A 26,905-nucleotide genomic window follows, 5' to 3' on the forward strand; every position below is an offset into this window, starting at 1 on the left:
GCGTGACCCCACGTAGCCTTGGCCTCTGCTCAGCGACACGGAGTGGTTGTCGAGGACACGATGGCACGACCGGACGAAGGCAAGACGGAGGCCGAGCGGCAGCTGACGCTGCACGTCGGCCTCGTCTGCGTGGTGGCCACCGCAGCAGCGGCCGTCGCCCTGTACCAACTGGCCCACCTGCACCTCACCGGCGGCGACCTCACCCGATCCATCGCCCTGGCCTTCATGGCCGCACTCGGCGTCCGGATCAACTGGCGAATTCGAATTCGGGCAACGGTCCACGCAATATCGTGGAGCGAGACCGCGATCGTCCTCGGCCTGGCCGTCGCCCCCGCACCCCTGGTCGTGCTGACCACCGGCACGGGCGTCGCGATCGCCCTGCTCTCCATGAAGCCCTCACCCCTCAAGACCGCCTTCGGCATCGCCAAGAGCATGCTGCTGGCGGCCGGCGGTGGCATCGCCCTGCACACCCTCGGCTGGTCACCACAGGACACCGACCTCCGACACGTCATCGGCATGATCGGGCTCGCCTACCTCGTCGCGGTCGTCCTCGACGAACTGCTCACCCTGCCGGTCATCGCGATGGCCACCGGCACCGCGCTACGCAGACTGTTCTGGGACGACCTCGGGCTCCGCCTGACCAGCGTGCTGGCCCGGTTCGTCCTCATCGCCGTCACCCTGGTCATCCTCCAGGCCGACCCCCGGCTCCTGCTGGCCGTGCCGCCCCTGGTGCTCAGCCTCCACCTGCTCTACTCCAACCAGGTCAAGTCCCGCACCGAGCAGCAGGCCTGGCAGCGCCTCGCCCGCACCACCGACGCGCTCAACGTGGTCGACCTGGACAAGGTCCTCACCACCGCCGTCACCCAGGCCACCGAGCTCTTCTCCGCCGACGAGGTCGAGATCGAGCTGCGCGACGCCGGCCGCACCGTACGGGGGGCCAGCGGCACCATCACCTACGACGGCCCCGCCGGCACCCCCAGCGACATCGAGGGCACCGTCCTGCCCGCCCGGCTCGAAGGCCACGACCGGACGGCCGACGTCGGGATGCTCCGACTCCGGTTCCGTGGCCCGGTACGCCTCAACGAACGCGAGCAGTACACCCTGCGCACCTTCGCCTCCGCCCTGTGCACCGCCGTCCGCAACGCCCAGGCGTACGCCGAACTGGCCCGGGTCGCCGCCGAACACGCCCACGCCGCCAGCCACGACGCGCTCACCGGCCTGGCCAACCGCCGGCAACTGCTCGACCGGGGCACCGAGCAGCTCGGCACCCGGCACGCCGAGGGGGTGACCGCCCTCGTCCTGATCGACCTCAACCACTTCAAGGAGGTCAACGACACCCTCGGCCACGCCGCCGGTGACCAGGTGCTGATGCAGGTCGCCGACCGGCTGCGCGCCGCCGCCCGCGACGAAGACCTGGTCGCCCGCCTCGGTGGGGACGAGTTCGCCGTGCTGATGCGCAACCTGCCCGCCCCCGCCATCGCCGCCCACCGGGCCGAGACCCTGCTCGGTGCCCTGCACGAACCGCTCGACGTGGACGGCATGCGGATCAGCGTGGAGGCCAGCGGCGGCATCGCGGCGGCCCCCGCCACCGGCGGCATGCCGGAGCTGCTGCGCCGCGCCGACGTCGCCATGTACCAGGCCAAACGTGCCGGCCAGCGGATCGCCACGTACGCCCCGACCCGGGACACCGCCGACCTGCGCCGGCTCACCCTCGGCGGTGAACTGCCCCGCGCGGTGGCCGACCACGAGTTCACCGTCAACTTCCAACCGCTCGTCGACCTCGGCACCGGCGAGGTGACCGGAGCCGAGGCCCTCGCCCGCTGGCACCACCCCCGGCACGGGGTGATCGATCCGCTGCGCTTCATCGAGGCGGTGGAACGCTCCGGCATGCTCCCCGCGTTCGCCGAGGCCATCCTCGACCAGGCACTCGTCGCCGCCGTCACCTGGCGTACGGCCGGCTTCGACCTCCCGGTCTCGGTCAACGTCTCCCCCCGCAGCCTGCTCGACGCCCGATTCCCCAGCGCGGTGCTGGCCCGCCTCCAGGCCCACGACTTCCCCCCCGACCGGTTGGTCCTGGAGCTGACCGAGACGCTCACCCTCAGCCAACTCGACGTGGTCGACCGGGTGCTGAGCCGGCTGCGCGACTCCGGCATCCGGCTCGCCCTGGACGACTTCGGCACCGGTTACTCCTCCCTCTCCCTGCTCTCCCGCATCCCGGTCCACGAGCTGAAGATCGACCGCAGCTTCGTCACCGCGATGGAGAGTTCCGCGGAGGCGGCGGCCGTCATCCGCTCCACCCTCGACCTCGGCCGCAGCCTCGACCTCGCGGTCGTCGCCGAGGGCGTGGAGAGCGAACCGCAACGCCGCGCCCTGTGGTCACTCGGCTGCGCCGCCGGCCAGGGGCACCTGTTCGCCCGCCCACTGCCGGCCGGCGCGCTCCTCGCCGCCCTCCAACGCGGCTCCGGCGGCCGGCCCGGCACCCTCGCCACCCCGCTGCACGACACCGGCGCGGTCATCCGCCTCAGCACCCCCGGCCGCCGCCAGCCCGCCCGGAACCGCGCGACCGGTCTGCCACACTTGCCGGCGTGACCGTCGCCGACCGCGCCGCCCGCCGCTGGCGGACCGTCGACACCGCAGCCGACGGACTCGCCCTCGACCTCGGCCTCTACCCCGTCTCCGCAGCCTTTGCCGCCGTCACCGCCGCCACCTCCACCCTGGCACCGCACCGGGCCTGGGGGAGCGTCGCCGCCGTCGGCTACCTCGCCGCGACCCTCCTGGTCGCCGCCCAGGTCCTGCTGCGACGCCACCGCCCCGGGCTGGCCGGCACCACCGCCCGCGCGATCGTCACCGGCCTCGCCTGGGTCGGCACCGCCCTGCTCCCGCTGCTCGTGCAGGCCGGGCAGCGGGCCGCCGGGCGGACCGACCGGGCCCAGGAGGAGGTGGTGGTCGTCGAACAGGCCGGCATCCGGCTCGCCGAGCACGGCACCCCCTACCTCGGGCCGGACGCCATCGCCGCGTTGCCCGCCGACGAACGGCTGCTCGGCTACACCCCGTACCAGCCGGGGATGGCGTTGTTCGGGCTGCCCCGGGCCGCAGCCGACGCCTGGTGGACCGACTCCCGCGTCTGGTTCGCGCTGGTCACCGCCGCCGCACTGGCGCTTGCCGTGGTCGCCCTGCGACGGTCCGCCAGACCCGGCGGAGGCTGGGCCGGCGGAGGCTGGGCCGGCGGAGGCTGGGCCGGCGGAGGCTGGGCCGGCGGAGGCTGGGCCGGGGCGGCGGCGGTGCTGCGCGGCGTGCAGGCGGCGACCGTCCTGCCGATCTGCGCGCTCACCCTGGCCACCGGCGGCGACGACCTGCCCGTACTCGCGCTCTGCCTGTTGGCCCTGGCCCTCGCCGCCGCCGGACGGCCCGGCGGGGCCGGGGTGGCGGTCGGGCTGGCCGGCGCATTGAAACTCTTCGCCTGGCCGGTCGCGCTGGTCCTGATCTTCTGGGGGACCACCCGGCGGGCCGGGCTGCGGGTCGCCGTCGGTGCGCTCGGCCTACCCGCCCTCGCCCTGCTCCCCGCCCTGCTGGTCGACCGGGACGCGCTGGTGGAGAACGTGTTCCGCTTCCCGCTGGGCCACGGCCAGGTCACCAGCCCCGCCCAGTCCCCCTTCCCCGGCCACTTGATCGCCACCGCCCTGCCCGGTGGTCGGCTCGTCGCCGCCGCGCTGCTCGTCGCCGCCGGTGCCGCCATCGCCGTCCGGCTCGTCCGCCGCCCACCGCGCAGCGCCGCCACCACCACGCTGATCTGCGGGTACGGCCTGCTCGCCGCCATCCTGCTGATGCCCACCACCCGCTTCGGCTACCTGCTCTACCCCATCGCCCTGCTGAGCTGGGCACCCGCCCTGACCACCCACCGGACCCCGGTTCCGCCGAGTCCCCGGCACGCCCCGCCCACAGGGCGTAAACCTGAGCACATGAGCAGCTACCACGATCGGGACGACGCTGGTCGGCAACTCGCCGCCCGACTCACCGCACTGGCCGGTCGACCCGACGTCGTCGTGCTGGGCCTGGTCCGCGGCGGGGTGCCGGTCGCCAGGGTGGTCGCCGACCGGCTCGGCGTACCGCTCGACGTGCTGGTGGTCCGCAAGCTCGGCCTGCCCTGGGCCCCCGAGGTGGCCTTCGGCGCGCTCGGCCCCGGTGGCGTGCGGGTCCTCAACGACCAGGTCGCCGCCCAACTCGATCCGACCGACAGCGCCGAAGTGCAACGCCGCGAGCAGGCCGAACTCGACCGCCGGGAGGCCCGCTACCGGTCCGGTCGCCCACCGCTGGACCTGACCGGACGCACCGCCCTGATCGTCGACGACGGCCTGGCCACCGGTGCGACCGCCCGCGCCGCCGTACAGGTCGCCCGGCGACTCGGTGCCCACCGGGTCGTCGTCGCCGTGCCGGTCGGCGCGCAGCAGGCGTACGAGATGCTCACCGCCGAAGCGGACGAGGTGGTCTGCGCCCGGCGGCCCGCCGACTTCGGCGCGGTCAGTGCCTACTACGACGACTTCCACGAGGTCGACGACGACGAGGTGACCGGGGCGCTGATCGCCACCGCCTGAATGCTGCGCCGACCGGGTACCGTCGAGCGATGCAGCTCACCTGTCCCAAGTGTCGCGGAGAAATGCGCCAGTACGAGCGCAGCGGAGTCGTCATCGACCAGTGCGGCGAGTGCCGGGGGATCTTCCTGGACCGTGGCGAACTCGAAAAGCTGTTCGAGGCCGAGGCGAACTGGAACCAGCAGCGCGGTGCGCCCGCGCCCGGTCAGCCGGGGCCCGTCCCCGGTCAGCAGCACGTCCAGACGCCCGGCGGATACCCACCGCCGCCTCCGCCACCGCCCGCCCCGAGCCACCAGCCGGGCTACGGTGCCGTGCCGCCGCCCCCGCCCCCGCCGGGCTACCCGCCGCAGCCCGCGTACGGCACCCACGGTGGTTACGGTCACCCGCAGCAGCACCACGGCTACCACGGCCACTACAAGCGCAAGAAGCACAAGGGTTTCCTCGACGAGATGTTCGGCTGAGCGATCCCGTCGACGACCGGGCCGGGACCTTCCGTGCCCGGCCCGGTCCCGCCGGGCGGCACTGCCGGGTGGCCACGGTAGGTGGCCCGTCAACCGCCGTGCCGGGGCACGCCGCTCGTGCGACGCTGCACGGCATGACGTTCGTCCGGCAGCACACCGCGTTGGCGCAGGTCTACGACGGGATCACCCGGGTGGTCACCGACCTCGACGACGCGGCGCTGCAACGATCCACCCGGTGTCGCGGCTGGGTCGTCGCCGACCTGCTCTTCCACCTGCTCGGCGACGCCCAACGCGCCCTGGTCACCCTGGCCAGCCCCGCCGACGGGCCGGCAGACACCGACGACGTCAGCTACTGGCGGTCCTTCCCGGCGGGTGACGACCCCGACGCCGCAGCCCGGCACGCGTGGTGGGTCCGCCGCTCGGCCGCCGCCTTCGACCGGCCCACCGGTGTGGTCCGGATCTGGGCGGACACCGCACCGGCTGCCGTCCGCGCGGCGGGTGCCGCCGACCCGCAGGGGCACGTCACCACCCAGGGGCACGTGCTGCGGGTGCCCGACTTCCTGGCCACGCTGACCACCGAGGCCGTCGTACACCACCTCGATCTGGTGCACCACCTGCCCGAGGGGCCGCCGCCCGGTCCGCTGGCCGTCGAGGTCGCGGTCACCACCATGGACGGCCTGCTCAGCGACGACGCCGTCCGGCCCGCCGACTGGGACGACCTGACCTACCTGGGCAAGGCCACCGGTCGGGAGCCGTTGACCGACCGGGACCGGGTGGCGCTGGGCGAGGCAGCCGGCTGGTTCCCGCTGCTCGGCTGATCTCGACGGGCACGGAACTGATGTGCTACCGCTGGCGGACGATCATCTGTGCGGCAATCTCCGCCTTCCGGGCCAGCGCCGGTTCGGCATTGAGGTAGAGGAGGGAGGCTATCCTCTCGGCCGGCCCACAGGTGGTTCCGACAGTGCAGATACTCTTGTGTGGACGCACCGACAGACCACTGATGCCGCTACTTTCGAGGAAAGAAACGAATGCGGTCATGACATGTCGTCTTCCGACCACTCTGAACTGAGCAAAGGTTCGACCGCTCGGGGCTGCCCTCTTGTAGATCCCCAGCGAGCCGTCACCATCGACGACACCACGCCAGAAGTCGCGCGAGACGACCAACCGCTCGTCGATGGAATCATCGTATCTGCCCAATTCGATGAGCCGGTCCGCCAAGCTCCGCGAACGCACGGAGAACTGACACGATCCTTGGGTCGGATTTGTTTGGGAGATGCTGTTACCACAGCCCAGATAATCCCGCAGCGCGACCAACTGGCCTCGGTCTCGCTCAGCCAGCCCTATCGATATCTGCGGCAGGTGACCTGGCCGGTAGCTGACACATCCGTCAGCGAACAGGAACCCGATCCAGTAGCAGGAATCAGGCGTCAGGCTGTCGAAGGCATCATGCCGCAAACCCTCCGAGACTGATGGGATATTGATTCCTCGGCGGGAGATCAGGCCGCGAACAGACGGAACCGTGACGCTGAACTCGGTGGCGATCTGCCCGAGGCTCACTCCGTTGAGAAATCGATTTATCACTTCCTCCCGCTGCGCATCCGTCAGCCTCCCGGTCCGACGCGCAGGTACGCCACAACGACGGAGCATCCCTCGGATCGCCTGCCTTGTCACCCCGTAACGCAGGGCGATACTCGTGATGCTCTCCCCGCTCTCCGCACGTACGACCACGTCTCGTCGCCGCTCACCGGCGAGTTACCTCCCGGCCCCGGTCATCCGATAGCCATATCGACGAATCGAGAGAGATGAAGCTGGGCCGCGACCGTTATACTATCGGTCGGACCATTCCTGTGCTTGGCGATTATGAAATCCGCCTCTCCGGCGCGCGGCGACTCCTTGTCGTAGTAGTCGTCGCGGTGCAACAGGATGACGACGTCAGCATCTTGTTCGATCGAGCCAGATTCGCGCAAATCGGACAATTGGGGTCGCTTGTCGGTGCGTTGCTCGGGGCCACGGTTGAGCTGGCTGACCGCGATCACCGGGCACTCGACCTCCTTGGCCAGCAGCTTGAGGCCACGGGACAGGTCCGCGACCTCCTGCTGACGGCTCTCGGTGCGCTTCGGTGAGGTCATCAGCTGGAGATAATCGACGACGATCATCTTGAGATCGTGCTTCTGCTTGAGCCGCCGCGCCTTCGCCCGGATCTCCATCAGGTTCATGCTCGGCGTGTCGTCCACGAACAGCGGCGCCTCGCTGATCTCACCCATGCAGCGGGCCAGCTTGGTCCAGTCGTCGTCGGAGAGCTGCCCGCTGCGCAGCACGTGCAGCGGGACCCGCGCCTCGGCCGAGAGCAGCCGCATGACGATCTCGACCTTGCTCATTTCCAGCGAGAAGATGGCGGCGGCCTGGTTGGCCCGGATCGCCGCGTTGCGGGCGAAGTCCATGCTGGCCGTGCTGTTGTGGGTGGGGATCATCGACCGGCCGGCCAGGTAGAGATGGTCCGGGTTGTCGACGGTCACGCACCGCACCGGCACGCTGGCCACCGGCCGCACGTCCACCACGTACCGGACACCCGGGTCGGTGCGTGGGCGGACGGCCTCGGCGGACGCCCTGGGCTCGCGGCGGAAGACGGCGTCCTGGGTGGCGAAGGCGACCGTGTACGTCGTCCCGGTCCGACCGGGTGCCGGCCGCTCGGTGACCGTGCAGCGGTACCCGAGACCCACCACGAGTTCCCGCACGTCACCGGTCAGCCGACGCGAGATCGAGGTGTACCGGAGGTCGCCGGTCGGGGTGAGGGTGCCGGCGGTGTCCATCAACCCGGCGAGCAGCGCCCGACGTTGCGCCTCGGAGCCGCGCAGGTAGTCCCGGGGGATGTGCTTGTCCGCGAGGACGCCGATCTCCCGCAGCGTCGCCAGGAAGGACCCGGCGAGATGACCCGGGTCGGCCCGGCCGTCGCCGAGCCAGCCACCCAGGCCGTACGGGGGGATGGGCACCGCCCGCTCGGGCAGTTGCAGGGGGGCGCAGGTGGCGACGGCGTGGCGGGGGCTTCCCTCCGGGCCGGTACGCAGCGTCGCCGCGATCTGCGCCGTGGTGACTACGCCGTAGCCGGCCTCGGCGGGGCCCTGAGCTGCGTCTGCCGGTATGCCGCCTGCCGGCGCGAGGGCCCACGTCCGGGTGCTGGTCTGCCACAGGTGCTCGGCGTCGGCGACGATCACGCTGCCGTCGGAGAACTCGACCTCGTAGCAGGGACGCCCGTGCATCACGGCGAACGCGGCGGTGACCGTGGTCGGCGTACCGTCGGCGGCGAGCAACCGGTCGCCGACCTCGACCTCACCCATCGTGGTCCAGCCGTCGGGGGTGGGCAGCGGCGTGTCCAGGGCGAGCGCCTTGCCGAGACCGGGCCGGCCGGCCACGATGATGAGCTGCCCCGGGTGCAGGCCGTTGAGCAGCCGGTCCAGGTCGGTGAAGCCGGTCGGCACCCCGGTCATCACGCCGCCCTGCGCGCCGACCGCCTCGATCTCGTCGAGGGTGGGCTGGAGCATGTCGGCGAGGATCGCGAAGTCCTCGCTGACCCGCCGTTCGGTGATCTCGTAGACCGCCTGCTGGGCCAGGTCGACGACGTCGTCGACGTCGCGGCTGCCCCCGGCGGCGGTGCCGTAGCCGAGCTGCACGATCCGGGTGCCCGCCTCGACCAGCCGGCGCAGCACCGCGCGTTCGCCGACGATCCGGGCGTAGTAGGAGGCGTTCGCCGCCGTCGGGACGGCCGCCATGCAGGTGTGCAGGTAGGGGGCGCCGCCGACCCGGGCGAGGTCCCCCGAGTCGGCGAGGGCCGCCGCGACGGTGATGCCGTCGGCCGGCTCACCGCGCCCGTAGATGTCGAGGATCGCGTCGAAGATGGTGGCGTGGACGGGCCGGTAGAAGTCGGTCGACTTGAGGATCTCGACGACGTCGGCGATCGCGTCCTTGGAGAGCAGCATGCCGCCGAGGACGCACTGCTCGGCGGCCACGTCCTGGGGTGGGGTCTTGTCGAACTGGCCGTCGCGGGGCGGCGGGGCGGACGACTGCCCCGCTGCCCGGGGCTCCGCCCGCATGTCGTCGGTGACCGACACGGTTCCCCCTCCACAGCGTCGAGCTGGCCCCAGCGGTACGCCGGTGGTGTGCCACCTGCCGGTCGGGTCGATCGGGGGGCCATCGCGCGACCGGTCGGTGCCCCACGATACGGACCCCGAGGTCAGACCCTCAACCGGCGCGGTGGATGAGCCTCGGGACAACCTGTGGACGCGAGTGGACAACCATGTGCGCAGCGTGTGCACAGCCTGTGGAAAACTGTGGAGGAAATCCGGGCTCCACGGCTCTGACCTGGTGTTTCTTTGTCCCCACCCTGTGGACGAATAATTTCTGGTAAGGCTCTTGGGTCGGTCTTCCCGTACTATCTCTGCGAAACGGCTACACCTGGACAGCGGATTGCACTTTCGGTTGAGAAGGGTCACGCTCCGGCCGTGAGTTACCGGGACTGGGAGCGCGGGGAGGGCAACCCGCGCGAGCGTCAGCCGATCGCCCCGTGGGACGACCTCGGCGACCCGGTCCTGTCAGCTTCACACTCCTCGACGGACCGCTACCGCACGCCGAGCCGCCGCCGGGCGGTCGAGCGTGGCCAGGAGGAGCCCGTCGACGCCTACCTGCCCCGGTGGGCGGTCGAGTCGGGGATCGCCCACGCCGACGGCCGTGGCCGGCATGCCGCCCCGGACGACGAGGACGACGACGCCCCTCCGGTCTCCGGGGTGGGTCGTCGTGCCGCCAGACGGCGGCGGGAGAGCGAACGGCGGGAAACCCGCGCCATCGCCGCCGCCCCCGAGTCCGACCACACCCGGGAGTGGACTTTCGACCGCCCGCAGGATCAGGGGTACGTCGGCAGCCGGCGGGCGGACACCGATGAGGGTGCGCCGGTCTCCGGGGCCGCCCCGACGGCTCGCCCGCGGCGGTCGCCGTCCCGCCGGCCCGAGGTGATCTGGTCCGGCGGTGACGACTCCGACCTGCCGGTGGAGGCCGTACCTGAGCAACCGCCCCGGCGACGGCGGCGCAACACCGACGATTCGTGGGCCCGGCCGTTGACCGACCCGGGAAGCCGTCCGGCGAGCGACCCGTGGAGCCGTTCCGCCGAGCCGGAGCCGGAGTACCGGCCTGCGGTGGACCCGTGGGACGCGTCCGGCGTGCACAGCTGGCAGAGTCCGGTGGCTGACGACCGCTGGGAGCGTCCCGGCGGGGCGTCGCGGTGGGAGCAGAGCGACGACACCGGCCAGTGGGACCGGTTCACCGACACCGCGCAGTGGGACCGGACGGACGTCGGCCGGTGGGGGTCGGTGACCGCAGATCGTGACGAGGTCGGCCGCCGGGACACGGGCGGTGTCGGCCGGTGGGGGTCGGTGACCGCGGATCGTGACGAGGTCGACCGCCGGGACACGGGCGGGATCGGCCGCCGGGACACCGGCGGTGACGGCCGCTGGGGCCGGGACGACGCCGACCGGTGGGACGCCGACGGTGTCGGCCGCCGGGCCCGGGACGACGCCGACCGGTGGGAACGGTCGGTGCCTCCCCGGTCCTCGCAGCCGGTGACGGGTGGCGAGGGCTGGCCGTGGGGTGAGCAGCCGGAGGGGTTCTGGTCGGGCACCCGGCTGGCCGGCGACGATCCCCGGTGGATGGACCCACCGACCTCGGCACCCCGCTCTCCGGTGGTGGGTTACACGGCACCGAGGCCCCGGCCGGTGCCCCGGCGTCGGGCCGAGCCGGCGTCGGGCCGGTCGGTGGCGACGGCCGCACTGCGGGACCGGATCGGATCGGTGGGTGCCGGTTCGTGGAGCCGCCGCCTGGAGGACGACCTGCTCGACCCGGACCCGGGTGGCCCGCTGCGCCCGCTGGTCTACACCGCCGCCTGCTACCTGGTGCCGGCGGTGCTGGTGTTTCTGTGGCTGTTGACCCTGGACGGTCAGCCACCGGCCGGCTGTGTCACGGACATCAGCGGCGGCGGGTGTGAACCGCCCCGGGCGCACGCCTTCGGTTCCCTGGTCGCGGGGGCACCCCGGTTCGGGCTGTCGCTGCTGAGCAGTCTGGTGGTGGCGGTCCTGCTGCGCCGGGTGGGGACGACCTGGCGGCCGGCGACGGTGGCGTTGGCGGCGGCGGTGGTGGGTGGTGGCCTGTCCACCGTGTTGATCAGCGCGATCACCGGTCAGCCGATCGGCTGACCTGCGCGGAGCTTCCGGCGTCGGTGGCGCCGCGCGGTGCCGCCGAGCCTGGCTTGGGGTGGTGTGCGGTCGACGGTCCCAGGGGTGAAGGGACGCCGCCGCAGAGCCCCGGGCCGTCGGTGGACATGACTTGGCCCGCACCGGGTGCCGGTGCGGGCCATGTCGGGTGATGCTGTGCGGTGAGGTCAGCCCTGGACGACGTTGAGGTCGAACTTGGCGGACACCTCGGGGTGCAGCTTGACCCGCACCGGGTAGGCGCCGGTCGACTTGATGTGACCGGGCATCTCCAGCCGACGACGGTCGAGGACCGGGCCGCCGGCCGCCTTGACGGCGTCGACGACCTCGGCCGGGGTGACCGAGCCGAAGAGCCGGCCACCGTCGCCGGCGCGGACCTTCAGGTTGACCTTCAGGCCCTCAAGCTGGTCCTTGACCTCGGTGGCGTGGCCCAGGTCGCGGATCTCCCGGGCCGAGCGGGCCCGCTTGATGACCGTGACCTGTTTCTCCGCACCCTTGGTCCAGCTGATCGCGAAGCCCTGCGGCAGCAGGTAGTTACGGCCGTAGCCGTTCTTGACCTCGACGATGTCGCCGGGGGCACCGAGACCGGAAACTTCCTGGGTCAGGATGATCTTCATGTCGGTGCCTCCTCTCAGCGGGCCGTGGCGGTGTACGGCAGGAGCGCCATCTCACGGGCGTTCTTGACCGCACGGGCGATCTGCCGCTGCTGCTGGGAGGTGACCCCGGTCACCCGCCGAGCGCGGATCTTGCCGCGGTCGGAGATGAACTTACGCAGCAGCGCGGTGTCCTTGTAATCGATATAGGTGATCCCGTCCTTGTCGAGCGGGTTCACCTTCTTCTTCGGCTTGCGAAGTGCCGCAGCCTTGGCCATTGCACGTGCTCCTGGTTTACGATCGCGGGCGCTCGGCGCCATTAGAACGGTGGCTCCTCATCAAAATTGGCGCCCGAACCACCGCGCGAGGAGGGAGCCGGAGCAGCAGAGGCCCAGGGGTCGTCGAAGTTGCCTCCGCCGCCGCCCTGATTGCCACCGCCACCGGAACCGAAGCCACCGCCGCCACCACCGGAACGCGACATCTTCTGCACCTTCGCCGTGGCGTAGCGCAGCGACGGGCCGATCTCGTCGACCTCGAGCTCGATGACGGTGCGCTTCTCACCCTCGCGGGTCTCGTACGACCGCTGACGCAGCCGACCCGAGACGATCACGCGGGCGCCCCGCTGGAGCGACTCGGCGACGTGTTCCGCCGCCTGCCGCCACACGGTGCAGGCCAGGAAGAGCGGCTCGCCGTCCTTCCATTCGTTGGTGGTCTTGTCCATGAACCGGGGCGTCGAAGCGACCCGGAACTTGGCGACCGCCGCACCCGACGGGGTGAACCGCAACTCGGGGTCATCGGTCAGATTGCCGATGACCGTGATGGTGGTGTCTCCTGCCATGACCAACTCCTCGCGCACTCATCGTTGCGTCGTACAGACTCGCAGAGCCGTACGACATCACCGACGAGGCTGATCCGGGCGAACCGGGGTTGAATGCTTAGCGCATCTCCGGCCGGATGACCTTGGTGCGCAGCACGGACTCGTTGAGCCGCAGCTGGCGGTCGAGTTCGGCCACCGCCTCCGGCGTCGCCTGAAGGTCGATGACGGCGTAGATGCCCTCGGCCTTCTTGTTGATCTCGTACGCGAGGCGCCGGCGGCCCCACACGTCGGTCTTCTCGACCGAGCCACCCGCGGTCCGGATCACGTTCAGGTACGTGTCGAGCGAGGGTGCGACGGTGCGTTCCTCGAGGCTGGAGTCGAGGATCACCATTACTTCGTAATGACGCAAGACGTGCTCACCTCCTGTGGGCTAGGCGGCCACGGTCCTTCCGTGGCAGGAGGTCGTGCGTCGTGCCCGTCCCGGAGCGGGGGAACCCGACCGGACGCGGACAACCGGACCAGAATACCCGGCCCCGACGATCATGCCCGGGCAGGTCGACCCGACGGGGTGACCCGGTCGGGCAGGAAGGGCGACAGGGGCCCACCGCGACACCCGAAGGCCGGCGGTGGACCCCTGTCCACGGGGCCGCGGGGCGTCCCGTCCGCATTCCTTGGGTGGGACCTGGGGAGGAACGACCACACCGATGAGGTTGGATCGAGGACACCCCGCGGAGCTTCATCCTGTTGTTATCTGACGGTACAACGGCAATCGTCACGTGATAGCCGAATTGCAACTATTCGTCCCACTGCCCTACCTCGGTCAACGATCGCCGCGGTCACCGGGTGACGCCACGCACCCTGCGGCGCGGCGGACCGGGGCGGCGGGACGGCGCGACTTGCCCGCGACCGTCACCAGCCGGCGTCGGGGACGGGACGTAGGCTCGCCTGCATGCGTATCGGAGCCCACGTCGACCAGGCCGACCCGCTGGCGGAGGCGGCCACCCGTACCGCCGAGGCGGTGCAGTTCTTCCTCTCCGACCCGCAGGGCTGGAAGGCCCCGAAACCCCGGGAGGACGCCGACCGGCTGCGCGCCGCCGACGTGGACCTCTGGGTGCACGCCCCGTACGTCATCAACGTGGCCACCCTCAACAACCGCATCCGCATCCCCAGCCGCAAGCTCCTGCTGGCCCACGCCACTGCGGCGGCGCAGCTCGACGCCCGGGGGCTGATCGTGCACGGCGGCCACGTCAATGCCGGTGACGACCTCGCCGTCGGCTTCGACAACTGGCGCAAGACCTTCGCCTACGCGGCCGACTCCGGTGGCTTCCCCGTGCCGGTCCTGATCGAGAACACCGCCGGCGGCGACAACGCCTGCGCCAGGCGGCTCGACGCGCTGGCCCGGCTCTGGGACGCCCTCGGTGACTACGAGGTGGGCTTCTGCCTCGACACCTGCCACGCGTACGCCGGTGGCGAGGAGCTACTCGACCTGGTCGACCGGGTGAAGGCGATCACCGGCCGGATCGACCTGGTGCACGCGAACAACTCCAAGGGCGGGTTCAACTCCGGGCAGGACCGGCACGACAACCTCGACGGCGGCACCATCGACCCGGAGCTGCTGGTGGCGGTGATCCGGGCGGCGGACGCCCCGGTCATCGTGGAGACCCCCGGCGGGGCGACCGGTCAGGGTGCCGACATCGCCTTCCTCCGTGGGCAGCTCGGCACGGGGGCCTGAGCGCCGATGACCACCAACGCGACGGGCGGCAGCCCACCCCCACGGCAGACCGGCGGCACGGACCCCACCCCCGGGTCGCCGCAGGACCGGCCGGCACCCGACGCGCGGGACAGCTCGGAGCCGGGCAGGAACGACCCGCCCCCGCCCCCGGCCACCGGACCCGACCCGCAGCCAGCCGGGTCGGGCGGTGAGCCGGGCGGACCCGACTTGCAGGCCGACGGAGCCGGCGTGGAGCCCGCCGAGGGCGGCCCGGTAGCCGACGAGAGCCGGGCCGAGGGTGGGAGGGCCGGCGGCGGGAAGGCCGGGGCCGACCCCGGGCCGACCGGGGCGAAGGCCCAGCCGGCCGGGACGACCACGGAGAAGGCCGCAGCGCCGACCACGGTGGCGACCGACCGGGCCGGCACACCGACCGCAGTGGCAGCCGACCAGGGCACGACGATCGCGGTGGCAGCCGACCAGGGCACGACGATCGCGGTGGCAGCCGACCAGGCCGGCACGACGATCGACCCGGCTGCGAAGCCCAGGACCTGGAAAGACCGGCTCAGGAGAAGCAGGGCCGAGAAAGACGAAGCCGGGAAGAGCCGGGGTGACGGGCCGGCCGGGGGCGAAGCGGAGCAGCAGGAGCCGGCGGCCGAGGCCGATCCGTGGACCTCGTTCGCGCCCGCGCCCGAACCGGTGCCCGGCCGCCCCGTCCGGGCAGCCCACGCCACCGGCCGGTTCCTGGTGCACGAGTGGACGCTCGCCGTCCTCGGCTCGCTCACGCTGGCCGTGGGGATGACCTGGCCGACCCTGCGCTACCCGCTCTACACGCTCCCCCAGGACTACTGGGACCCGAGCCTCCAGGCCTGGCAGATGGCCTGGTCCGGGCATGCCCTGCGGACCGACCCGGGGCAGCTGTTCCAGTCCAACACGTTCTTCCCGGAGCCGTGGAGCTTCGCCTTCTCCGACATGCTGCTCGGGTACGCCCCGGTCGGTCTACTCGGCACCGGCCCGGACGCCGCCGTGCTCCGCTACAACATCATGTTCGTGCTGGCGCACGCGATGGCCACCTTCGGGGCGTACGTGCTGGCCCGGCAGTTGGGCGCGGGACGGATCGGGTCGGCCGTCGCCGGGGTCAGCTACACGTACGCGCCGTGGCTGCTCGCCCAGGCCGGTCACCTGCACATCGTCTCCAACGGCGGTATCCCGTTGGCGCTGGCCATGCTGGCCCGGGGACACGGCTGGTCGCTGCGGCACGGCTACCGCCCCGAACGCCGCCGGGTCGGCTGGGCGTACGCCGGGTGGGCGGTCGCGGCCTGGCAGCTCAGCCTGGGCTTCGGCATCGGCCTGGTCTTCGCGTACGTCCTCGCGGTCATCCTGCTGGTCTCGGCGGTGGTGTGGTTCTGGCGGCGGCGGCAGGGGCGGCGGCCCTTCGGGCGGCGGCTGTTCGTGGCCGACCTGGTCGGCGGGCTCCTCTTCGCCGCCGTCGGCGCGCTGCTGGCGGTGCCGTACTTCAAGGTCGCCGAGCTGCACCCCAACGCGGAACGGACGATCGGCGACATCGGTGTCTACTCACCACCGGCGAGCGGCTTCTTCACCGCGCCCGGCGAGTCGTGGATCTGGGGTGGGTTGCACGAGGGGGCGCGGGCGGCGCTGCCCTGGCATCCGGAGATGACCCTGCTGCCGGGCTTCGTGCTGTACGCGCTGGCGGCCGGCGGGCTGTTCCTCTCGGTGTGGCGGCTGCGGCACCGGCTGTTCATGCTGGCCGGGGTGCTGGTCACCATGGTGCTGGCGATGGGCACCCGGTTCTTCGACGGCACCTTCACCTATGCGCCGCTCTTCGACCACCTGCCGGGCTTCAACGGTCTGCGTACGCCCGGTCGGATGATGCTCTGGACGACGCTGCTGCTCGGCCTGCTGGCCGCCGGTGCGGTGAGCGCCTTCGCCCAGCGGGTCCGCGAGCTGAGCACCGAGCGGGTGCCCTCCCGGCCGTCACCGTGGCTGCGCGTGGCCACCCTGCTGCCGCTGCTGCTGGTGGTCGTGGAGGGGTTGAACACCACACCGCACCCGGTGGTGCCGGAGCAGCCGGCGGCGATGCGCACGGTGGACGGTCCGCTGCTGGTGCTGCCCAGCAGCCAGAACCAGGACCAGCCGGTGATGCTCTGGTCGACCAGCCGCTTCCAGCAGGTGGTCAACGGCGGCAGCGGCTTCACCCCGAAGCAGCTCGACGACGTCCGTCGGGTGACGGCGGCCTTCCCCGACCAGACCAGCGTCGACTACCTGCGCACCCTCGGCGTACGCAACGTGGTGGTGCTGCGGGACCAGATCGTCGGTACGCCGTGGGAGGTGACGGTGGATGCGCCGGTCGAGCAGTTGGGCATCACCCGTCAGCAGGTCGGCAACGCCGTCGTGTTCCGTCTCTGAGCACCTGCTCCCGTCGGCACGGCACAGCGGAGGCTTCTAATCAGTGAGCTTCACGATTCGGCGGTCGGACCCGTCGGGGATCCCGGGGCAGGCGGTATCGGTCATCGTCACCTGAGGGTCCTTCTCGGCGACGCCAGCCAACCGCACACAGAGCCGGACGTGAACCTCGGCGGCGACGAATCCACCGCCGTTGGCGGTCCCGTCGTAGTAGACGTCCACTTCCAGCCGCTCATCAGGGGAGGACCGGCTGGCGAAGACCGTGCCGAAACGTTCTGTGGTGCCCACCGACCCGGCCAGAGCGGCCAGCTGGCCTGCCGGGTCACGCTCGGCAGTGTGCGGGTCGGCGAGGACTGCGACAGCGGTACGCCGGGCCAGTTCGGCGCGGGACCGCACCGAGTCGGTCGCCGTGTCGACCGCCCGCGCCTCGGAGTCGAGACCACAGCTGGTGAGGCAGAGCAGGGCGGTGCCGGCGAGGAGGAGCATCCTCCCCACCGGCACCGCTCGGAAAGCTCTGATCACAGGCCCATGAAATCGACGACGACGTGATTCATCACCGAAGCATAGCGGTTAGAGCCGCCTAGGTTGGGATGGAATGATTGCTGCGAAATGCCGTACTTGTTCCAGCTTTCCGGCAGCTCGTCCAGTAACTCCCCATTCTCGCCCGGAGTCAGGGTGTAAACCACCCTGTGGATTTCCTCCGTCTGAGCACAGACACCATGACCGGAGAACGCAAAGGTGGGATCACCGAAATAAGTGGGGATGCCCTCCGAGCTGGCTTCAGTCGTGGCGAGGCCCATTACCGAAGCCAGCAGCATGGCCGTGTTATTCAACCACTTCCGCTCCCCGTCGCTGATCTCGGGCATGCAGAGTGGCCCGGTGTCCTCGAACAGCTTCGGATAGCCCATTAGCATGATCTGCGCACTTGGCGCCTTCTTGTGGATCTCTCGTAATACTGTTTTGATGGACTGCTTCACTGGCCCCTCGATGTCTGCCTTGACCTGCGCAGCAAGCGGCTTGGTGTCACCGGGATAGGTGTCGGTGTCGCAGTTAAAGCTGTTCAGGAAACAGAACTGGAGCACATTGGCGAAGCGGGCATCATTACCGCCGATCGACAGTGTCACCAACGTGGTGTTCTCGTCCAGAAAACCTCGGTCGAGCTGCGACATCTCACCTGAATGGTATTCGGCCGCCTCGCCCCACGCATTCGTCGGCAACGGCTGCCCGGCTGGGACGGTGTAGCCGGGAAGCAGCTGCTCCGTCTGAGCACCGGAACAGGCGAGGAACTGATAATCCAGGTTCGGATCCCAACCGTCCGAACGGGAGCCGATGCTTGACGTACTGTCGGAGAATTTCGCCAACCGGGACCAGGCGGACCGGGACCGGTGGCAGACGTCCTGATAGCGAACCTCGTCGTTGACGATCTGCTTGTAGTCGGTCTCCCGGTAATAGTCGGACCCGTTCGAGCTTGAGACCCCCTCACCCGACGAGTACGAATCACCCAGAGAAACGACCTGGTGGCGGGGCTTGGCTGTCAACTTCTGGATCGCGATGGCATCCCACGCCACATCCTCGTCCCCGGTTCCGTCATACGCGTCGTTGGTCAGCCGCACCTTCGGCGTTCCGGTGAACTTGAACACCCCGAGCGACACCCATTGATTGCTCTGCACCCGTTGCAGGACGACCCGCTTCTTACCAGCCCCGAATCCCTGCCCGAGGTCGATCTCGTAGGTGGCTTGCCGGGTGTGCGCGCCGTGATCCGGAATATGCACCATCACCCGCGCCCAACCGGTGACCGCCTGGTTGAGGGTCCAGGTGCCAGCGACCTTCATCTTGCCGCCCAGATCACCTGGAGCCCAGGTATGGGCGAACCAGAAGTGTCCACCGAAGCCACCACCGATCTGATGGAAGTCGACCTTGGAGGGCAGATTTCCCACGGAGTCGGTAGCGAAGCTCAGCCCGAAGGTGCCGGAATTGGTCCAACTGTTCGTACAACCCGCACGGACGGGTGGAGTACCCCCGGGCACATCGTCGATCACCAGGCTGCCCGTCGGCAGGCCGGTCAGATCACACTTCGGCAGATAGGTTGTCGCGTCGTCCTGGTATGCGTAGCCGGGATCGAAGCGCAGCACCTCATTGCCGAGCTGACTGCTCCCCTTCCAGTTGACCGATTTGTGGAACCAGCACACCAGGTCGTACTTGCCTGCCGCGTTGCGATGCGCACACGGCCCGGCCGGCTCACCCACCACGTCCGGATCGTCCGGGGTGTGCAGCTCCCCAGGATGACAGTCGTTGGACGCGTCACAGAACAAGTTCACCGGCGGCTTGACCTTCTCCCGGTCCTCGACGGTGCTCCACCAGGCAGCCCGGAAGCCGGCCACGAAGGTATCCGGCCCCTCCAGCAGGTTCGGCGGATGCCCGGCGAATCCCAGCACCTTCTCCTGATAGGGCCAGAACTGCGGCTTGGCCGCGTCGGCGTAGCTGTCTTCAAGGAACGGTCGGCGGTCCGGCCGGTACCGCGGGTTCGCCGGATTGTTGCCCCAGCCGAGACCCCATGGCTCGCCGGTGCCGAGGTTGGGATGCAGGCCCGAGTTGTACGCCCAGAGGGCGTAGAACCAGTTCTCCAAGCCGGCGGGGTTCCCGTCGTTGATGATCAACGAGGCGCTCCGGGTCTGGTTCCACTTGTCCTGAAGCACACGCAGGCCCGCCGCTACATTCGCGGCGAAGTCGAGCGCCACCGCCCGCTGGGAGTCGTACGGCAGCAGCACCTCGCCGGGTTTGGGGTGCCCGGCCAAGCGCATGCCGTCGGTGAGCTGGGTGACGCCGTAGCCACAGTCCGCCTTGTCCCAGTGCACGTCCCAGTCGTCGGCAGTCCCGGCATTGTAGATTTCCAGGCCGTAGTAGTTGCCGATCAGTGGATTACCGGTGACCCCGGGCAGGGCGTTTCGCGAGGCCTGCCACATGTTCGACTCCTGAGCCGCGATGCCGAGCATCACCTGGGCCGGGACCCGTCCACCGCCGAGCAGGGTGTGCGGGGGGAAGAGGCCCTGCGGGGTGTATGCGGGCATCCCGAGGTGGACCACCTCGGGTTGGTTGATCTTTAGTCGTTGGTCTTGGTGGCCGGTGGGACGCGGCCGAGGTCGCGGTCTTTGAGTCGGTAGCTGTCGCCCTTCATCGAGATGACCTCGGCGTGGTGGACGAGGCGGTCGATCATGGCTGCGGCGACGACGTCATCGCCGAAGACTTCGCCCCAGCGGCCGAAGGGCTTGTTGCTGGTGACGATCAGCGAGGCTCGTTCGTAGCGGTTGGAGACGAGTTGGAAGAACAGGTTCGCGGCTTCGGCTTCGAAGGGGATGTAGCCGACTTCGTCGACGATCATCAGTGGGATCCGGCCGAGTTTGACCAGTTCGTCTTGCAGGCGCCCGGCGTGGTGGGCGTCGGCGAGGCCGGACACCCATTGGGCGGCGGTGGCGAACGCGACGCGGTGGCCGGCCTGGCAGGCCCGGATCCCAAGGCCGATGGACAGGTGGGTTTTGCCGGTGCCGGGCGGGCCCAAGAACACGACGTTCTCTTTCGACGCCACGAAGTCCAGGGTGCCGAGGTGAGCGATGGTCTCCCGCTTCAACGATCGTTGGTGCTCGTAGTCGAACTCCTCGAGACTCTTGCGGGCCGGGAAGCGGGCAGCTCGGATCCGGCCGTCACCGCCGTGGGCTTCCCGGGCGGCGACTTCGCGTTGCAGGCAGGCGGCGAGGAACTCCTCATGCGTCCACGACTCCGCCCGGGCCCGCTCGGCGAGGCGTTGCACCGACGCGGCGAGGGAGGGTGCTTTCAGTGCGCGGCTGAGGAACGCGATCTCGGAGGAGATGTTGCGGTTGCTGGTTTTGGTGGCCATCACGCAGCCACCTCGTTCAGGCCGAACATTTGGTCGTAGTCGCTGAGTCGCCGCTGCTCGACCTCGGCGGCGGCTGCCGGTGCCGGCGCTTGTCGGGCGGCAGTGCGCAGATCGGCGGCGGCCTGGCGGTGAGCGGGGTCGGTAGTGCTCTGATGCTTGGCCCAGCAGCGGTCGTGTCGGGCGACCTGGCGGCTGTCGCAGAACACCTGCACCCGATCGGCGTCAGCGGTGATGTCGACACGACGCCCGACGACCGAGGGATGCACCGAGTAGTCGTTGCTGTCCAGACGCACGTAGTGATCTCGGGGCAGCCGCGTGGTCTGTCGCCAGCCAACCACCGGTGCCACTGGCGGCAGCGACAGCATCGCGTCCCGGTCGGCGTCCCACCGCTCGGCCGGGCGGCAGCCCAACGCCCGGTGTTGGCGGTTGTTCGCCCGCACCAGCCACTCGGCGAGCTGGGTGTTGAAGTCCTGCGGTGAGCCGAACCGGCGCCCGGGCAGGAACGACGTCTCGAGGTAGCCGTTGGCCCGCTCGACCAAACCCTTGGCTTCCGGGTCCGCCGGCCGGCACTGGATCACCTTGATGCCGAGGGTGCCGCGGAAGGCGTTCATCGTCTCGGTCAGCTGCGGCCTACCGGCCCGCCACTGCCCGACCGCGGACTCGTTGTCCCACACCAACGCCTTGGGCGTCCGGTCCCAGCCGGAGATCAACGTCCAGTGCCCCGCCATCAGGTCCGGTGACTACCGCGACGGGATCATCAACGCCGACAGCCACCGCGAATACCCCGACACCATCACCAGCACCGGCGGCCTGCCGACCTGCCCAAAGCCCAACGCCACGTCCGCCGGCGGAAACCACAGGTCACACTGCGCCAGTTCACCCGGCAGATAGTCAGTGCGCTGGGCCGGATCGGGACGCCGGAACAACGGCCGCAACTGCTGCACCCGATCGCAGAACACCGTCTTGCCCCGGGTCCACCCAACCCGTTCCATGATCACCGTCGAGGGCATGTCCGGGAACTCCGCTAACAATGCCCTGATCTGCGGCTCGACGGCATCCACGATCGAGCCCTTCGCCGCCCGCCGATACCGCGGCGGCCCATCACTGGCCAGGGCCTTCTTCACGGTGTTGCGAGACATCCTCAACCGCCGTGCGATGGCCTGGATCGCCATGCCCTCCGACCGACGCAGCCGCCGGATCTCCGCCCAGTCCTCCACGTTCAGCACCTCCCGATGCTTCAGGAGGTGGTCCCGATTCAGCCGGAACCACGTGGTCAGTTTTCAGGCGGAGCCGACACTCGGACGCCGGAATGCAGATCGTTGGTCGTAAGCGCGGCATCATCGGGCGAAGGAATCACAGCGGATGCGGAGGCGGCGGAACCAGTGCAACAGTGCGGTGGCCTACTCGACGACTCATCGTCGTGCGCCGAGGCCGCAGCCGTGGCCGACGCGGCGTCGGGCGATGGCAGGTGGGAGATCCAGGCCGCCATCCACAAAGCCCTCCTCACGCTCGCCTGCGAGAAGCGTCTCTCAGGTAGGACACCGCTCCACTACCGATCCTGCACGACAGCCCGGAGTTCGGTTCTTCCCCGGAGCTTGGCCAGCCAGGGAGCGTCGGGGGCACCGTCGAACACGCCGCCGTCCGGGTCGTCGAGGTAGGTCTGGCGCACCGCGTCCCGCTCCGGGTGCAGGATGTCCTTGACGATCAGGACGCAGAGCACCACCACCGTGCCGAGCCGCAGCGACGAGGCGAGCACGAAGACGCCCTCGGGGAAGACCGGCCGACTGGTGGCCGAGCCGAGCAGTTCGCCGTAGAAGGCGACGAAGTAGCACACCTCGGCGAACTGCCAGGCGAGGAAGGCCCCCCAGCGGGGTCGGGCGAGCACCGCCAGCGGCAGCAGCCAGAGCACGAACTGCTGCGACCAGACCTTGCTGAAGATCAGGAAGGCAGCCACCACGAGGAAGGCGAGCTGGGCCAGCCGGGGCCGGCGGGGTGCCCGCAGGGTCAGCACGGCCACGCCGATGCAGGCCAACCCGAACAGGGCGTACGACAGGTTGTTGAGGGTGGGGATGTTGCCGTTCAGCCACTGGAACGGGCCCTGGTCGCCGGGGGCGCCGGTGTTCACCTTGCCGTCGAGGTACCGCCCGATGTACCACAGCGTGCCCCAGTCGATGGGCCGTGTGGTGTTCAGGTCGAAGAACCGCCCCCAGTTGTCCGGGTAGCGGATCGCCGTCGGCAGGTTCACCGCGACCAGCGCGACCAGGCCGGTGGCGACGGCGGTGAACGCGGCCCGCAGCCGATTCGCGCGCAGGCCGAGGATCAGGATCGGGCCGAGCAGGAACAGCGGCCACATCTTCGCCGCACCGCCCAGTCCGAGCAGGATGCCGGCCAGTACGGGTTGTCGTTTCGCCCAGGCGGCCAGCCCGAGAGCGGCCAGCCCGATGGCGAGGAAGTCCCAGTTGACGGTGGCGGTGAGGAACAGCGCCGGGGCCAGCGCGAAGAGTGCCGCGTCCCAGGGTCGTCGGCGGCGCAGGGCGAGGATCACCGCGGCGGTGGCGACAGCGAGCGCGCTGAGGGCCAACGCATTGGCGTTGTAGAACCACCGGCCCTGGTTGATCGTCGGGTCGTCGACCCCGACGGCGTGCACCGGCAGGCCGAGGGCGCCCATCATGTAGCCGGTGAGCACCGGGTATTCCACCGGGTGGTCCCGGTAGGGGACCTTGCCCTCGTGCAGGCCCTCGGCGTAATAGAGGGCCAACACGTCGGTGTAGCACATCCGGGTGTACTGGATGTTGTTCTGCCAGGCGCCGTTCTGGCAGGGCGCCTTCTGCACCCAGTGCAGGGCGAGGGTCAGGCAGGCCAGGGCCAGCACGATCCGGGCCGCCGTCCAGAACCGGCTCTCCCGGCCGGCGGGCCGGTCGACGGCGACGGCGTGGTCGCCGAGCGGCCCGCCGATCGCCTCGGAGACGCCCCGGACGAAGCCGTCCGATCGGGACGGGTGGTCGCTGCTCCCGGCGTCGTCGATGCCGGTCGTCGGCTGGGTGCTCATGAGAATGCATCCTGCCCTATGAATGGCTCCCGGACGAGCAGCATGTTCCGCCGGCGGCCCGCTTAACCCCGCGCGGACCGCCCCGGTGGGGGCCTGCCGAAAGACGCCGCTGCCGGCGATCCGCAGGTCTGCGGGTCGCCGGCAGCGGCATAGACGCTCGTCGGTGTGCTGGTCAGCTCAGTCCCGGGTACGCGGGGTGGGCAGCAGTCCGCCGCCGTTCCCGCCGTTCTGGCCGGGGAGGTTCTGGTTGGGTGGGGTCGGCGGATCGCCGCCCTGGTTCCCTCCCTGGTTCCCTCCCTGGTTCCCGCCTTGGTTCCCGCCCTGGTTGTTGCCGCCCGGGTTGTTGCCGTTCTGGTTACCACCGCCGAGGAGGCACTGCAGGTCGGTCGGTGCGCAGTTCTGGCCGTTCGGGTTCGGCGGCGGCGGCGGGGGCGGGGGCGGGGTGCCGTTGCCGGACTCCGGGTCGCCGACCTTCGCCGCCGGTGGGAAGTCCAGCTTCTCCTCGCCCTTGAGGGCGCCGTTCATGACCCGTTCCCAGATCTCGCCGGGCATGGAGGAACCGGTCATGTTGGCGCCGTTGTTCAGCTTGATCGCTTCCCGCTTGCCCTTGTTGCCCACCCAGACGGCGGTGGCGAGCTGCGGGGTGTAGCCGACGGTCCAGGCGTCACCGTTCTGGGTGGTGCCCTCCTTGAGCTCCCAGGTGCCGGTCTTGGCGGTCGACTTCCGGCCATCGGCCAAGGTGTGGTTGATCCGGCCCGGGTAGGCCTCCAACACGTCGGTCACGTCGGCGACCACGTCCGGGTTGATCCGCTTCTGCGGCTTGAGCTGCTCGCCGCCGAGCTTCTCCCACTTGCCGGTCTCCTTGTTCTGCTTCTCGGCGGAGATCAGGAAGTGGGCCTTGTTGTAGATGCCCTTGTTGGCGAAGGTGGCGATGCCGTTGGCGTGGTCGAGCACGGTGATCGGGTACTGACCGTAGGCGACCACGTGGTAGAAGGGGTCGGGCGCAAGGTCGGCGGCCTTCTCCTTGGTCAGGTCGTGCCCCTTGGGCGGGCTCACGTTCGTCTGCCACATCATGCTGACGCCGGCCTTGGCCGCCATGTCAACGATCTTGTCAGGCCCGATATCGAGGCTGACGTGGTAGAACGGCACGTTCAACGACTGCAGCGTGGACTCCCGCAGCGTGCAGGAGTCCCCGCACTTGGGGTTGTCGGTGCCGGCGTTGCTGACCCGGAACTCCACGCCCTCCGGGGTGAACGCCCGGCCCTTCCAGCGCGAGTCGACGGACTTGCCCGCCTCCAGCGCCGCCGCCAGCGTGTAGATCTTGAAACTGGAGCCGGGCGAGTGCCCGCCGGTGATGTTGCCGTTGGTGTCGGTGTTCGTGCCGGCGTAGTCGGTGCCGGTGCCGTCGTCCCCGCCGTAGTAGCCGAGCACCCGGCCGTTACGCGGGTCGATGGAGACCACAGCGGCCATCAGGTTCTTGCGCGCGCCGTCCAACTCGGAGCCCTTGGTGCCGCGCTGGGCGGCGCTGGTGACGGCCTTCTGCACCTTGTTGTCGATGGTGGTCCGGATCCGGTAACCACCCTCGCGGAGCATCGCCGAGCAGCGCGGCTTGCGCTCGGTCACCTCGGCGTCGTTGTCGGTGCAGAGCTTCTTCTCCCGCATCTCCGCCGAGACGTAGTTGATGACGTTGCCGATCGGGGTGTTGACGCCGAACTTGACGCCCGACCGGGACTCCTTGGGGGTCTGCAGCGTCTTCGTCGGGTACTCCGTCGGATGCGCCGGCCGGCCGGGGGCATCGACCCAGCGCATCTCGATCATGTTCTTGATGACGTAGTCCCAGCGGTCCTTGGCCTCGGCGGGGTTGAGCGCCGGGTCGAAACCCTTGTGGGTGGCGCTCGGTTCCGGCTGCTTGATCAGGGCGGCGAGCACGGCGGCCTCGGCCACGTCGATCTTCGAGACCGACTTGCCGAAGTAGGTCTGCGCCGCCGCCTCGATGCCGTACGCGTTGCGGCCGAAGTAGATGGTGTTGAGGTAGTGCTCCATGATCTGTTCCTTGGTGAACTGATCGTTGAGCTTGGAGGCGACGATCGCCTCCTTCACCTTTCGCGCGTACGAGTCGTCCTGGAGGTTCTCGTAGGCGTTGCGGGCGTACTGCTGGGTGATCGTCGAGGCGCCCTGCTTGTCGCCGTTGGAGAGGTTGTTCCAGGCGGCGCGGGCGATGCCCTTGTAGTCGACACCGGCGTGCTCGTAGAAGTTCTTGTCCTCCGCCGCCGCCACCGCGTCGCGCATGTGCTGCGGGATCTGGTTGATCGAGACGAAGGTACGGTTCTGCTCGCCCACCTTGGCGATGACCGTCTTGTTGTCGCTGGCGTAGATGGTCGTGGCGAGCGGCAGCTTGATCTGGTTGGGCAGCACCACGGTGGTGGAGTAGTAGGTGAAGCCGACCACGCCGAGGCCGGCGAGCATGATGAAGACCGCGAAGCCGGCGATCAGCAGGTTGATCCGCTTGCGCCGCTTGGCCTTCGCCATCGCGTCCGGGTCACCCGGGCCGCGTCCACGCCCACCGCCGGCACCACCGCCGTAGCCGCGACCCGGCCCGTTCGGGCCGCCCGGCCCACCCGGCCCGCCGCCGCCGACCGGCGCGACGCCGGCCCGCGCCACCGAGGCGCGACCCGCGGAGCCGACCGAGGCCGCGCCGACGCTGGCCCGGCCGGCGGAAGCCGTCCCGACGCTGGCCCGCCCGGCCGGTCCGTCCGCCGGGGAGACCGGCACCGAGGCCCGACCCCCGCCACCCCATCCCGGCGAGGCCGGGGAGACCGGCACGGAGGCCCGACCCGGCCCGGCCGGGGAGACCGGCACCGAGGCCCGGCCCGGGGTAGCCCGGCCGACCGGGGCCGCACCACCTGTCGCGCGCGGCGGGGGCACCGCCGCCGAAGCCCGCCCGGTGGGCGCGGCACCGCCGACCGAGGCCCGGCCGGCCGGGGCGGCACCCCGGTCGTCACCGCCCCATCGGGGGTACGCGTCGTCCGCCCCCGGTCCGGGGCCGCCGTTCGAACCCGGTACCTGGGCCCGCGCGCGCGGGGAACTGGGATCGCCGTACGAGTTCATTCCTCACACCCTG

18 protein-coding genes and 2 pseudogenes are annotated in these 26,905 nt (G+C 70.3%); 8 read left to right on the forward strand and 12 right to left on the reverse strand.

Annotation, left to right across the window (positions count from 1 at the left end):
• Nucleotides 1-60 precede the first annotated feature (60 nt).
• The 5 genes and pseudogenes from AB0C22_RS00065 to AB0C22_RS00085 all read left to right on the forward strand — a co-directional run bounded on the left by AB0C22_RS00065 (nt 61) and on the right by AB0C22_RS00085 (nt 5,868).
• A complete protein-coding gene (locus AB0C22_RS00065; RefSeq protein ID WP_219465350.1) occupies nt 61-2,589 on the forward strand; it encodes a bifunctional diguanylate cyclase/phosphodiesterase in 2,529 nt (842 codons plus the stop codon).
• Nucleotides 2,586-3,890 (forward strand): annotated as a pseudogene (locus tag AB0C22_RS00070) (glycosyltransferase 87 family protein); the annotation flags it as partial. The gene AB0C22_RS00065 and the pseudogene AB0C22_RS00070, both read left to right, overlap by 4 nt.
• A 69-nt stretch (nt 3,891-3,959) precedes the next feature.
• Nucleotides 3,960-4,592 carry a phosphoribosyltransferase family protein gene (locus AB0C22_RS00075; RefSeq protein WP_357533316.1) on the forward strand — a complete coding sequence of 211 codons (633 nt, stop codon included), beginning with the start codon at nt 3,960-3,962 and terminating at the stop codon, nt 4,590-4,592.
• A 29-nt stretch (nt 4,593-4,621) separates the two neighbouring features.
• Complete coding sequence (locus AB0C22_RS00080) at nt 4,622-5,050, forward strand: zf-TFIIB domain-containing protein (protein ID WP_219465352.1); 429 nt, start codon at nt 4,622-4,624, stop codon at nt 5,048-5,050.
• 134 nt (nt 5,051-5,184) lie between these two features.
• Entirely contained in the window at nt 5,185-5,868 is a 684-nt protein-coding gene (locus AB0C22_RS00085) for a maleylpyruvate isomerase N-terminal domain-containing protein (RefSeq protein WP_219465354.1), read from the forward strand.
• 25 nt (nt 5,869-5,893) lie between these two features.
• On the opposite strand, the gene AB0C22_RS00090 is transcribed toward AB0C22_RS00085, so the two are convergent.
• Both AB0C22_RS00090 and dnaB read right to left on the reverse strand, forming a co-directional pair.
• The gene (locus AB0C22_RS00090; RefSeq protein WP_357532657.1) at nt 5,894-6,607 is read right to left on the reverse strand and encodes a hypothetical protein; all 714 of its coding nucleotides are present in this window, start codon (nt 6,605-6,607) and stop codon (nt 5,894-5,896) included.
• Nucleotides 6,608-6,819: 212 nt separating this feature from the next.
• Nucleotides 6,820-9,138, reverse strand: coding sequence for a replicative DNA helicase (gene dnaB / locus AB0C22_RS00095; RefSeq protein ID WP_357533318.1), 2,319 nt, complete (start codon nt 9,136-9,138; stop codon nt 6,820-6,822).
• Nucleotides 9,139-9,546: 408 nt separating this feature from the next.
• Between dnaB and AB0C22_RS00100 the strand changes: the two genes are divergently transcribed.
• Nucleotides 9,547-11,286, forward strand: coding sequence for a hypothetical protein (locus tag AB0C22_RS00100; protein WP_357532659.1), 1,740 nt, complete (start codon nt 9,547-9,549; stop codon nt 11,284-11,286).
• Between the two features lie 185 nt (nt 11,287-11,471).
• Here AB0C22_RS00100 and rplI read toward each other — a convergent pair whose 3' ends face one another.
• From rplI to rpsF, 4 genes are all read right to left on the reverse strand, one after another.
• Complete coding sequence (gene rplI / locus AB0C22_RS00105; RefSeq protein WP_208565147.1) at nt 11,472-11,918, reverse strand: 50S ribosomal protein L9; 447 nt, start codon at nt 11,916-11,918, stop codon at nt 11,472-11,474.
• 14 nt (nt 11,919-11,932) lie between these two features.
• Nucleotides 11,933-12,172, reverse strand: a complete 240-nt coding sequence (rpsR, locus tag AB0C22_RS00110; protein WP_007073789.1) for a 30S ribosomal protein S18 — start codon at nt 12,170-12,172, stop codon at nt 11,933-11,935.
• 41 nt (nt 12,173-12,213) lie between these two features.
• Entirely contained in the window at nt 12,214-12,750 is a 537-nt protein-coding gene (locus AB0C22_RS00115) for a single-stranded DNA-binding protein (RefSeq protein ID WP_208565148.1), read from the reverse strand.
• 79 nt (nt 12,751-12,829) lie between these two features.
• Complete coding sequence (gene rpsF, locus AB0C22_RS00120; protein ID WP_067301247.1) at nt 12,830-13,120, reverse strand: 30S ribosomal protein S6; 291 nt, start codon at nt 13,118-13,120, stop codon at nt 12,830-12,832.
• A 540-nt stretch (nt 13,121-13,660) separates the two neighbouring features.
• Here rpsF and AB0C22_RS00125 point away from each other — a divergent pair.
• Together AB0C22_RS00125 and AB0C22_RS00130 are read left to right on the forward strand one after the other, a co-directional pair.
• Nucleotides 13,661-14,443 carry a deoxyribonuclease IV gene (locus AB0C22_RS00125; protein WP_208565149.1) on the forward strand — a complete coding sequence of 261 codons (783 nt, stop codon included), beginning with the start codon at nt 13,661-13,663 and terminating at the stop codon, nt 14,441-14,443.
• Between the two features lie 228 nt (nt 14,444-14,671).
• The gene (locus tag AB0C22_RS00130; protein WP_357532661.1) at nt 14,672-16,846 is read left to right on the forward strand and encodes a hypothetical protein; all 2,175 of its coding nucleotides are present in this window, start codon (nt 14,672-14,674) and stop codon (nt 16,844-16,846) included.
• Between the two features lie 36 nt (nt 16,847-16,882).
• Here the strand turns inward: AB0C22_RS00130 and AB0C22_RS00135 are convergent, their stop codons facing one another.
• The 6 genes and pseudogenes from AB0C22_RS00135 to AB0C22_RS00160 all read right to left on the reverse strand — a co-directional run bounded on the left by AB0C22_RS00135 (nt 16,883) and on the right by AB0C22_RS00160 (nt 26,892).
• Nucleotides 16,883-17,329: a hypothetical protein gene (locus tag AB0C22_RS00135; RefSeq protein WP_219465362.1), complete on the reverse strand. Its 447-nt coding sequence runs from the start codon at nt 17,327-17,329 to the stop codon at nt 16,883-16,885.
• A gap of 32 nt (nt 17,330-17,361) precedes the next feature.
• The gene (locus AB0C22_RS00140; RefSeq protein ID WP_357532663.1) at nt 17,362-19,911 is read right to left on the reverse strand and encodes a hypothetical protein; all 2,550 of its coding nucleotides are present in this window, start codon (nt 19,909-19,911) and stop codon (nt 17,362-17,364) included.
• A gap of 32 nt (nt 19,912-19,943) precedes the next feature.
• Nucleotides 19,944-20,735 carry an IS21-like element helper ATPase IstB gene (gene istB, locus AB0C22_RS00145; protein WP_357533320.1) on the reverse strand — a complete coding sequence of 264 codons (792 nt, stop codon included), beginning with the start codon at nt 20,733-20,735 and terminating at the stop codon, nt 19,944-19,946.
• Nucleotides 20,735-21,961 (reverse strand): annotated as a pseudogene (istA, locus tag AB0C22_RS00150) (IS21 family transposase). The gene istB and the pseudogene istA overlap by 1 nt, the downstream one beginning before the upstream one ends.
• Before the next feature lie 323 nt (nt 21,962-22,284).
• On the reverse strand, nt 22,285-23,784 hold the full coding sequence (locus AB0C22_RS00155; protein WP_219465365.1) for a glycosyltransferase 87 family protein: 1,500 nt from the start codon (nt 23,782-23,784) through the stop codon (nt 22,285-22,287).
• A gap of 177 nt (nt 23,785-23,961) precedes the next feature.
• Entirely contained in the window at nt 23,962-26,892 is a 2,931-nt protein-coding gene (locus tag AB0C22_RS00160; protein ID WP_357532665.1) for a transglycosylase domain-containing protein, read from the reverse strand.
• Nucleotides 26,893-26,905 lie beyond the last annotated feature (13 nt).

This window comes from Micromonospora sp. NPDC048894 (genome assembly GCF_040649765.1).
Classification (GTDB): Bacteria; Actinomycetota; Actinomycetes; order Mycobacteriales; family Micromonosporaceae; genus Micromonospora; species Micromonospora antibiotica.